Source organism: Calothrix rhizosoleniae SC01, assembly GCF_900185595.1.
Taxonomy (GTDB): domain Bacteria; phylum Cyanobacteriota; class Cyanobacteriia; order Cyanobacteriales; family Nostocaceae; genus Calothrix_A; species Calothrix_A rhizosoleniae.
The window spans coordinates 1-9,604 of record NZ_FYBH01000006.1 but is presented as its reverse complement, the minus strand read 5'-3'; the positions used below and the strand labels follow the sequence as shown (position 1 = coordinate 9,604).

Below are 9,604 nucleotides of genomic sequence, written 5' to 3'. Positions count from 1 at the left end.
TTGCTAATTTCAATGCTGATAACTGATACAAATTTGAAAAAAGATTGCGACAGATGGAAAGAAAGAAAAAATTATTTATAGTTACTCCAATTAATTTTCGTAGTTGCAGCATCTTGCTCCTTTTACACACCAAAAAGGCAAGATGCCCATACTACAAGATTTTTTAAGGGTTATACCTCTAATACGAACTATCTGTTTTTTATTTGAAATTACTATAGTAAATCTTTACAAAATCTAAAATATAAAATGGCATGAGTATGAGACCCTATCACAATATTCCAATTATTGAGTGTGGCGAACCATTGATCAAAATTCCTTTAGAAAAATTTGCCCTAGAATCTCCTCATCCTTATGAAAAATTAGGGGCACCTTATAGTAATTATTCTCCTTATTGTCTCAGAAAAAGTGTAGTTAATAGTTTAATCGAGGCACAAAATTATTTACAACAACTACATCCCAACTGGTACATCCAAATTTTTGATGCTTTCCGCCCCATCGCCGTACAAAAATTTATGGTAAATTATAGCTTCCAACAAGCATTGGAATTGAAGGGAATCAGTGAGACAGAATTATCTGATGAGCAACGCCAAGAGATTTGGCAGATAGTTTATGAAATTTGGGCTTTACCTAGTCTGAATGATAAAACTCCTCCCCCCCACAGTACTGGTGCAGCAGTGGATGTAACCATAGTAGATAATCAGGGAAAAGCTGTGGATATGGGTTCGCCCATTGATGAATTGTCAGAGCGATCGCATCCCAATTATTATGCTAATCAGGATAATCAGCAATATATAATTTATCACAAGAATCGTCAGATTTTATACAAAGTAATGATTCAAGCAGGATTTCAACGCAATCCTAGAGAATGGTGGCATTTTTCCCTTGGAGATCAGATGTGGGCTTGGTTAAATAATCAAGAGGATTCCAATAATCAATTCACAGCTCGTTATGGTCGAATTTGATATTTTCGATCATGAAAGTCTAATTATAGTTAAGTTAGTTTAATGGTTGGGAGGGTGATATTTGGATCGTTTTACCCTGGCTGTTTGTGGGATGGAAGAGTTTGCAATTGTGCAGTTTGGCAAAAGCTGATGCGATCGAACAGCTTTAGCAAAGGTAAAACAGGAAGATAATCCTTGAGGATAAAAATAATTATTATATCTTGCAGAAATCATCTATTATGTGGCGGAACAATACATCTAAACTAAACATAGGGCAGGTGCTGGATTTAAGGCTATTTTCAGCTTACTACCTGCCCCTTTTCTGATCTCGAACTCAGGTTAATTAACTACAATTTGCCCTGCTTCTACTAAGTGTTGGTGAACCAATGGAGAGGTAGCTACGATTAATCCAGGTAGACTATAGTTTTGGCAAGTATGTAAGGGTGGTAGGGAAGAACCATCTAAAGTGGTGACTATACAACCAGCTTCCCTGGCTAAGAAAGCTAAGGAAGCACCATCAATAAATTTACCAGATCTGATTGCAGCTCCGGTGACATCGCCGTTAAAAATACCGTTGAGATTAGGTATTTGTATTTCTCTGGAGTAAGCAGTAGCAATATCAATGATTTGGTATTTATCTTTCAAGGCTGGCGCTAAATAACTCATGTTCCATCCCAGCAAAATATTGGATTGGGAATTTTCGATTTTTAAAGGGGTGCAAGCTTCTAAATCCATATCTAATGTCCCTTTAAAAGCTCCTTCTCCTCGTAAGGCATAAAAATATACATTTTCTGATGGGGATATGGCGATTACTGCTTCAAAGTCATCTGTATTCAGGATGCTGAGAATAATTTGATAATTACTATGTCCATCAAGGTAAAATTGAGTGCCATCAATGGGGTCGAGGGTAACTAAATAATCTCCGTGTGTCCCCAGTTCAATGCTACGAAAATACTTAGTGTTACTAGAACTTTCATACTCTTCCCCATAAAAACGCATATGAGGAAAACTTCCCAGTAGTGCTACCTCTACAAGATTTTGAATTGCCAAATCAGCATCAGTTAGAGCCGCAGAGAAGAAGTTATCTCCTGTTCCCTTAGCTGGAAGTACAGCAATTCTTGGTTGGATTTGATGAGCATAACCTGCTGCTACCTTGAGATGGGGAAGCAGGGTTTTGATAATTTGCCGAGGGGTTGGTGTGGTTGACATTTCCGCAAGCTCCTAACAACACTCAATCACTAATTATCAGTCACCAGTCACCAAAACTACCAGGCTGGTTGCATAAATACTGTAACCATATTCATTAGGAAATATTATCTGTGTTCCTAATAGCATTTTTTGGTTTCTACAGACGAATGAGGAAAAGTAAAGAAGTGTAAAGACGTATATTTGTGTTTTTTAGGATTTTCTACTCATAAAGGAAGATACCATACACAATTAATGCGTGGTATTATTGTAAACCCAGCAAGAGGCTGAAGGCTAAACAAGGGTTCATCTACCATTTTCTCTATATATATTTTATTTGTCCAACGAGCGATCGCTCGTGAAAGGATTTATCCAATGGGCGGTGACTACTCTATGTCACTAACAACCAGGGAACAGGGAGCAGGGAGCAGGGGCGAAATCCCATTGAACCCATTTGAGATCTTTAAAAAGATGTAATCAGCTTTGAGAGTAATTAAATTCAGTGACGATTTTCAGTCTTAACCATAAGTCTTTAACGAGACATGATATCACTCTCAAGGCTCAATCCCCGCATCCTGCAACCGTTTTTCCAATTCTTCTAACCGTTTTAAAGCTGTTTCCTTAGCTTGTCGTTCTTGTTCAACTAACTCAGTTCCCCACAGCAACAAATTTCCCCCCTCATCCCACCAGCGTAACCAATAACCTTCCCGATTCTCTCGCGTCCCTTGCCACACACCAATAAATAACTCCATCTGAGTCAGCCAGTAACGGTTATTTTCATTTGGCGAACCTAAATTATATTTCCCTGATTCATCCAAGCCATGCACCTCTAAAGTACCGCTCTCTGGCTCAAAAATAATATAGTTGGGTACTTGCAGAATTTGCTCATAGAAAAACCACTTTCCAGGGGGATAAGTGCGTTTACTGGATGGAATATTCGCTCCCCTCAGTATCCGAGAGAAATTCTATGACTACTACGGGAATATCACCTTGTCGGTGGGGTGTATAACTGCGCTTCACTTCCCCCCTAGGCACAGTAATTTTGGGAATATAAGCCCAATCAGGAGTTTTAACAACAATTTTCTTATTGACCGTGGCACAGATGCCATAATTGGTTGTAGCCAGGGCTGTTGATGGTAATTTCCCTGCAAGTTCTAAACTTTCGGTAAGTACCGCAGCTAAGGGTGGTTGATTGACATTATCCACTGGTTCATCGTCTAAAATGAAGTCTTCTGGTAGGAGTTCCCAAGTGATATTGTCAGGATGAGTAGTAGCAATCATAGGCAATCACCACAAACGAGGGCTGAATTTTAGTATAACGAAGACGAAGTTGTTTACCTATATAAAATATTTACGGATACTAAAATTTTGACGGGCTGATACAATCATTGACAAAATTGCAAATAGAGAATAATGAAGAGATATTTTCATCTCTAGATCATCAGTTTGTTATGCAAATCCCTAATTCCTCCTATGTCCTCAGTCAAACTCTTCTTCAACGCAGGCAAAAATTAGCCAAATTGATTGATTTTCCTGTAGTTCTCTGGTCTGGAAATAGGACGCCTCGTAATTTTGCCGCCAATAAATATCCTTTCCGCGCCAGTAGTCATTTTCTTTACTTTGCAGGACTACCATTAAGTAACGCTGCTATCCGCTTAGAAGGGGAAAAATTGCAATTATATATGGACGATCCCCAGGCTGATAATGCCCTTTGGCATGGAGAAATGCCCAAAAGAAAGGAAATTGCCGAAGTAATAGGTGCAGATGTTGCTTATCCCTTAGCAGAATTAGAACCACATTTATTTGGTGCAGCCAGCATTGCGGTGCAAGATCCCGCTACCTGGACTCAACAGTCACAATTGTTAGGTCGATGGATATTACCCCAAAATCCACCCCAAGGCATTGACTTAGAACTAGCCAAAGCAATTGTCTCTTTACGTCTTACCCATGATGAAGGGGCATTAACCGAATTGCGAAAAGCTGCTAGTGTGAGTATAGAAGCTCATCTTGCTGGTATGGCGGCGGCGAAATCTACCAGCACAGAGGCAGAAGTAAGGGCGGCAATGGAAAGTGTGATTATTGCCCATAATATGACTACTTCCTACAACAGTATTGTTACTACTCACGGTGAAATTTTACACAATGAGAAATACCAACACTCCTTGCAACCAGAGGATTTAATTCTGGCGGATGTGGGTGCAGAAACGGAGATGGGATGGGCTGCCGATATTACTCGTACATTTCCTGTAAGTGGTAAATTTTCATCTACCCAGAGACATATTTATGATGTGGTATTGGCGGCACATGATGCTTGTATTGCTAAAATCCGCCCAGGTGTAGAGTATCGAGACATCCACATGCTTGCCTGTATCACCCTGGCTGAAGGATTGGTAGATTTGGGTATTTTAAAGGGGAATGGGACGGATTTAGTGGAAAGGAATGTACATTCTGTCTTTTTTCCCCACGGTATTGGGCATTTATTAGGCTTGGATGTTCATGATATGGAAGATTTGGGGGATTTAGCCGGGTATGAACCAGAAAGAAGCAGAAGTGATCGCTTTGGTTTGGGATATTTGCGTTTAAATCGTCCCTTGCGATCAGATATGCTGGTAACAATTGAACCTGGTTTTTATCAAGTACCGGCAATTTTAAACACTGCTCGCTCTAAATATCAATACCTGATTGATTGGGAAAAATTGGAGCAGTTTAATGATGTACGTGGTATCCGCATTGAAAATGATGTTTTAATTACAGATACAGGAAGTGAAATATTAACGAAAGCATTGCCAACGGATGCCGAAACTGTAGAAAATATAGTTAGAAATTAGTCAGACAATTTTGGATTTTGGATTCACTAGAAGAAGCAGAGGGTAGGGGAGAATACCGTATTTCCCCTGCTGTGGAGCCTAGAGTATCAATTCAGTAATCGAGAACAATCATCAATCCTGAGTGTGGGGAGTTATGGAGTGATGGAGTGATGGAGTCATGGAGTCATGGGAAGATAGGTATAAATTACTCAGCTTCCCTCTTCCCTTCTTCCCCTACTCCCTACTCCCTACTCCCTACTCCCTACTCCCTTTTTTCGGTCATTTAAAAATCTAAACTAGGCCAATCTGGTTGATGATAATACTGTGTCATATCAGAGAATTTACGTAACTCAGCACGTTTTATAATAATTTCGGGAGAATCAAATATCCATTTTTCATTTAATTGTGACAGCATATTACTGAAGTTATCGCGATCTAAATCGGTAGGTATTTCACCAAAATAGCCCAATGTGACATGAGCAGTGAAATAATACTGCTGTTCAATTCCTAATGCCATCAATTGGGGATTTTGATAAATTAGTCGGCGCAGGCTAATAATCCGTTCATAGCTACTTTCATCTTGAGGGACTAAACAAACTGCTAAGGCTCTTGGCATCACCATTAGTCCAAACATTTGCCAACGAATAGGGAGCTCGGAGGAAATTGATTGTTGATATTGTTGAAAAATATCCCGAAAACAAGATTGTAACTTCTCGTCATAGTCTGGAATCTGTTGACATGCATCAAGAAAATTACTTTCCCAAATTAAATCTGCTAGGGTGAAATGAAAACTCTCAGGTGGTAAAGGTACAATCAGGTTATTAGGTATGGATAATTGTAATAGTTGCTGTTGGTAGTCTTGTAACTGTTTGTAGAAAACCGAATTATGAGAATCTTCTTCCCGGGGAGGAGTAATAATGGTGTAACCGGGAAATGATGCAGCTTGCCTAATTCCCTCTGGTGTGGGTGCAAATTTAGTAGATTCTTGAATATGCTGAATTTGGGATTTATAAGCTTCTGGTAGCGTCATGCGGGCTACTCGATTTAAATAGATTTGATAATTATCGTCCAATCTTCTCAGCCTCCCAGCTCTTACTCGATAATTTTAAGCAAAATCACTGACATTACAACAGTCAACAATAAGGTTTAGGGGTTAGGGTGTAGGAAACACAGTGTTTTCAGAAGCTTGAACTCCGAATCAACGACGGGGCTTGTATCCCACGGGCTGTTGGGGCTGTCTACCTCCCCAAACTCCATATCCCAAACCCCGCACCCTACTCCAATGGCACTTGATCATTAACATCAACTATTAGGCATTTTAAATCTCATAAAGGATAATTCCCACTTTATAAGTGTATGTGACAAGGGTGATGAGGTGAGATAAATAATTGGGTAAGTATAAGGATCTTTATTTGTTAGTATGCCAATTTACGTTTACTGGGGTGAAGATGAATTTGCCATAGAAAAAGCTGTGATGGAATTGCGCGATCGCATTATCGATCCTTTATGGACAAGTTTCAACTATCATACCTTCTCTAGCGACGGTGCTGATGCCATTATTCAAGGGTTAAATCAAGCTATGACACCACCTTTTGGTGCAGGGGGACGTTTGGTATGGCTTGCCAAAAGTACCCTTTGTCAACAATGTCCAGAAAATGTACTAGCAGAATTACAACGTACCTTAAGAGTAATTCCGGAAAACTCATGTCTACTAGTTACCAGTCGCAACAAACCCGATGAACGCCTTAAATCCACCAAACTATTAAAAAAATTTGCCACAAAATTCCAAGACTTTTCCCTGATTCCTCCCTGGAAAACCGATTTACTGGTAAAAGCTGTACAGCAAGCAGCTCAAACCATAGGTGTCAAACTAACACCCATGAGTGCAGATTTTTTAGTCGAATGCGTAGGAAATGATACACGCTTGCTATACAATGAGCTAGAGAAATTGCGGCTTTATGCTGAAGGTAAAAGCCAGCCACAAGATGTGGATGTGGTGGCGCGTCTGGTTCGTAATACCACACGCAACAGTTTACAGTTGGCAACAGCTATTAGAACTGGTGATACTGCACAAGCCTTAGTATTAGTCACAGAACTTTTGGGTGCGTCAGAACCAGCTTTAAAAATAGTTGCCACATTGGTTGGACAATTTCGTACTTGGTTATGGGTGAAAATCATGATAGAAAGTGGAGAAAAGGACCAACAAGCAATTGCCAAAGCAGCAAATATTTCTAACCCCAAACGTATTTATTTTTTACAGCAAGAAGTTAAATCTCTTTCCGTACAACAATTAACATCTACTTTACCCTTACTTTTGGAATTAGAAGTTAGTCTTAAACAAGGTAAAAACGAAGCATCTGTACTCAAAACAAAAGTAGTACAACTTTGTCAAGTATGTCGAAGAAGTTGACAAAAATATCAAGTTTCTATGGACACAGATGTTTCTGGAACTTATATCTCATAAAATAGTTCAACGTTATTAACAAACCCTAACTAAATAATTGTTTTTCACACAGACAATGAAAAAATTATCTCTACTATCTTACTTGCAACCAATACTTTATAAGCCACCCTTCTTTACTGCTATGGCTGTCATCAGTTTGGTTTGTACGACTTTAACTTTCAACTCCAAAGTAGAAGCTCAAAATCGACCTAATCGCAATATCCCAAGTCGTGAAGAACTCAAAAACTACGCTGAAGTCCTATTAAAAATGGAGCCTCTGCGACAAAGAGCTTTTGATAGAATCAAAAAAACTATACCTAGCCGTCAAGGTACTGTTCCCAAGATAGTTTGTAACGATAGAAATAGCATTAATGGTCTGCCCAATCAAGCTAGGGGTATTGCTGTGGAGTTTTGCCGAAATTATCAAGATATCGTCCGGGAAAATAAAATGGATATTGAGCGGTTCAATCAAATTACCGATGACGTAAGAGATAATGATGAATTACAAGATGATATTTATGAGATGTTAATAGACATACAAAACAATGATTCGGAATAAATATTACCTATAACAATATACCTATGCTAGGTATAAATTATTGTCTCTGCTTTTAGTAGGAATATAGAAATTCCAGCGCAATATAAAATTACGTTGACTATGCGTAAATCCTTTACTTATAAACAATATATTGAAATAATATATTGAGTTGATGTTCATATATTCATAAATTCTATCAAAAATAATCTGACGCTAAGTTGCATTCTGTTGTAGTAGTTCTAGTTGGTGAGATTGCTTCCTTCCGCTCCACAACCGTCGCAATGACAAAATACTATCTTTGAAAGCAAATTGGTATGACTTATTCTCATAAAGATTGTCAACAAGCCCAACAAAGGCTCTCACAATAAGTTGATGCACCCTGTATGCTTGATAACACAATCCTCACTGTACCTTACTTGTCTCTGCTGCTGCTGCTAATCTTGCTGCTCCTGCTTGGACAATTTTTGCTACCTGGGACAAAGGCATATGGTGAATTTGTCTGAGGATAACACTTAAATCTGAGATTTCTGCCACAGGCTTACCCTCCAAGCAACAAAGTAATTCCTCTAAGGTATAACCTGCTTTGGCTGCAATCCGGGCTAGATTTTCCGTATCTGGAACTTTCACACCTTTTTCCCACATTTGTACCGCAGTTGCAGAAACACCCAAAACCTTGCCAAAGGCTCGCTGACTCATGGTTCCGCGAGCTAGTTTGATTATTTCAACTAATTTTTGTCTACTTTCAATATTCACTGTTTAAACTAGTGGCTGAATCTAATTAAAACTTTACTATCTATACTACAGGTTTGCTTTTATATTGACAGTTTCCTCTGTTGGTAGTAAATTATATCTAAGGTTTTAATATTTTAACCAAAGTAATCCAAATCTAGTACAAGATCGCCAGTCTTCTATCAAAGGCAGCGATGGCATTTAGGCAGTAAGGCTATGTTCTTATGGCATAACTGCCAATGTTAAGGGGTGTGTCATGATCCGTAATCCTCACAAACGTCGTCCATATCGCTACCGGGTTCGCAGTTTAATTGCTACTCGGAGAATCAAACCAGAAATATTATATATCACTGAGTTTGAAGCTAAAACAGCACTCAAAGCTAAGGGTTATAAAGTTAGGCAAATCAAAAAAATTAGGCTCCTGAGGCATCAAGTCTGCATTTCCTACTGGAATGAGCAAGGTGGGGTATGTAGTGGTTTTTTTAGCTATCGCATCTTTAATTGTTGGCACAGAGCCATAGAGGAGTTAATTTGTGGCTGTTTGACTCTAAGGACTTGGCAAACTTTCAATTGGATTATGCAGTCTGAATTCAATTATTATCCATATCCTGGGGAGATATCTATTAGTCTCAATCATCAGTTACAAAGGCGGTTATCTGAATTGCAGACAAATATAATCCAGAGTGAAATTTCACATCCAGAAGTCATAAAAATTTAGAAAGGGACTGGCAAATATATTAAGTAGGTAGGCGTAAAAAATTATCGTTTGGATAAGGCAGGGAGCAGGAGGCAGGTAAGCCACTGCGTTGCGCGGGTTCCCCGCGTTGTAGCAAGTGGCGCAACCCGAAGGGGAGCAGGGGGAAAAAGGGTTTTAGCCTTATTTCCTTTTCTTCACATAGCTTGGTTTTATTGTGCCGACTTACTGAGCACCATGCATATACGTCGAAGCATTGTTGAAGCA

At 39.2% G+C, this 9,604-nt stretch carries 8 protein-coding genes and 1 pseudogene; 5 read left to right on the top strand and 4 right to left on the bottom strand.

Annotated elements, in window-relative coordinates:
• The first annotated feature begins 257 nt into the window (after positions 1-257).
• Positions 258-962: a M15 family metallopeptidase gene (locus CALSC_RS00260; protein ID WP_088239441.1), complete on the top strand. Its 705-nt coding sequence runs from the start codon at positions 258-260 to the stop codon at positions 960-962.
• A 318-nt stretch (positions 963-1,280) separates the two neighbouring features.
• Here the strand turns inward: CALSC_RS00260 and CALSC_RS00255 are convergent, their stop codons facing one another.
• On the bottom strand, positions 1,281-2,150 hold the full coding sequence (locus CALSC_RS00255; protein WP_088239440.1) for an inositol monophosphatase family protein: 870 nt from the start codon (positions 2,148-2,150) through the stop codon (positions 1,281-1,283).
• A 530-nt stretch (positions 2,151-2,680) separates the two neighbouring features.
• Positions 2,681-3,407 (bottom strand): annotated as a pseudogene (locus CALSC_RS00250) (Uma2 family endonuclease).
• A gap of 170 nt (positions 3,408-3,577) precedes the next feature.
• Between CALSC_RS00250 and CALSC_RS00245 the strand changes: the two are divergent.
• On the top strand, positions 3,578-4,954 hold the full coding sequence (locus tag CALSC_RS00245) for an aminopeptidase P family protein (RefSeq protein WP_088239439.1): 1,377 nt from the start codon (positions 3,578-3,580) through the stop codon (positions 4,952-4,954).
• 262 nt (positions 4,955-5,216) lie between these two features.
• Here CALSC_RS00245 and CALSC_RS00240 read toward each other — a convergent pair whose 3' ends face one another.
• Positions 5,217-6,005, bottom strand: a complete 789-nt coding sequence (locus tag CALSC_RS00240) for a DUF1868 domain-containing protein (protein WP_200817514.1) — start codon at positions 6,003-6,005, stop codon at positions 5,217-5,219.
• A gap of 348 nt (positions 6,006-6,353) precedes the next feature.
• On the opposite strand from CALSC_RS00240, the gene holA reads away from it, so the two are divergent.
• Both holA and CALSC_RS00230 read left to right on the top strand, forming a co-directional pair.
• Positions 6,354-7,343 carry a DNA polymerase III subunit delta gene (gene holA, locus CALSC_RS00235; protein WP_088239438.1) on the top strand — a complete coding sequence of 330 codons (990 nt, stop codon included), beginning with the start codon at positions 6,354-6,356 and terminating at the stop codon, positions 7,341-7,343.
• 109 nt (positions 7,344-7,452) lie between these two features.
• Positions 7,453-7,935, top strand: coding sequence for a DUF4168 domain-containing protein (locus tag CALSC_RS00230; RefSeq protein WP_088239437.1), 483 nt, complete (start codon positions 7,453-7,455; stop codon positions 7,933-7,935).
• 381 nt (positions 7,936-8,316) lie between these two features.
• On the opposite strand, the gene CALSC_RS00225 is transcribed toward CALSC_RS00230, so the two are convergent.
• The gene (locus CALSC_RS00225) at positions 8,317-8,667 is read right to left on the bottom strand and encodes a helix-turn-helix domain-containing protein (RefSeq protein ID WP_088239436.1); all 351 of its coding nucleotides are present in this window, start codon (positions 8,665-8,667) and stop codon (positions 8,317-8,319) included.
• Positions 8,668-8,899: 232 nt separating this feature from the next.
• On the opposite strand from CALSC_RS00225, the gene CALSC_RS00220 reads away from it, so the two are divergent.
• Positions 8,900-9,361 (top strand): hypothetical protein, encoded by a 462-nt coding sequence (locus CALSC_RS00220; protein ID WP_088239435.1) that lies wholly within the window; start codon positions 8,900-8,902, stop codon positions 9,359-9,361.
• Positions 9,362-9,604 lie beyond the last annotated feature (243 nt).

Excerpts from the sequence above, each read along its gene's own strand:
- CALSC_RS00255 (WP_088239440.1), bottom strand. The coding sequence starts at position 2,150 with ATGTCAACCACACCAACCCCTCGGCAAATTATCAAAACCCTGCTTCCC.
- CALSC_RS00245 (WP_088239439.1), top strand. The coding sequence starts at position 3,578 with ATGCAAATCCCTAATTCCTCCTATGTCCTCAGTCAAACTCTTCTTCAA.
- CALSC_RS00260 (WP_088239441.1), top strand. The coding sequence starts at position 258 with ATGAGACCCTATCACAATATTCCAATTATTGAGTGTGGCGAACCATTG.
- CALSC_RS00220 (WP_088239435.1), top strand. The coding sequence starts at position 8,900 with ATGATCCGTAATCCTCACAAACGTCGTCCATATCGCTACCGGGTTCGC.
- holA (WP_088239438.1), top strand. The coding sequence starts at position 6,354 with ATGCCAATTTACGTTTACTGGGGTGAAGATGAATTTGCCATAGAAAAA.
- CALSC_RS00230 (WP_088239437.1), top strand. The coding sequence starts at position 7,453 with ATGAAAAAATTATCTCTACTATCTTACTTGCAACCAATACTTTATAAG.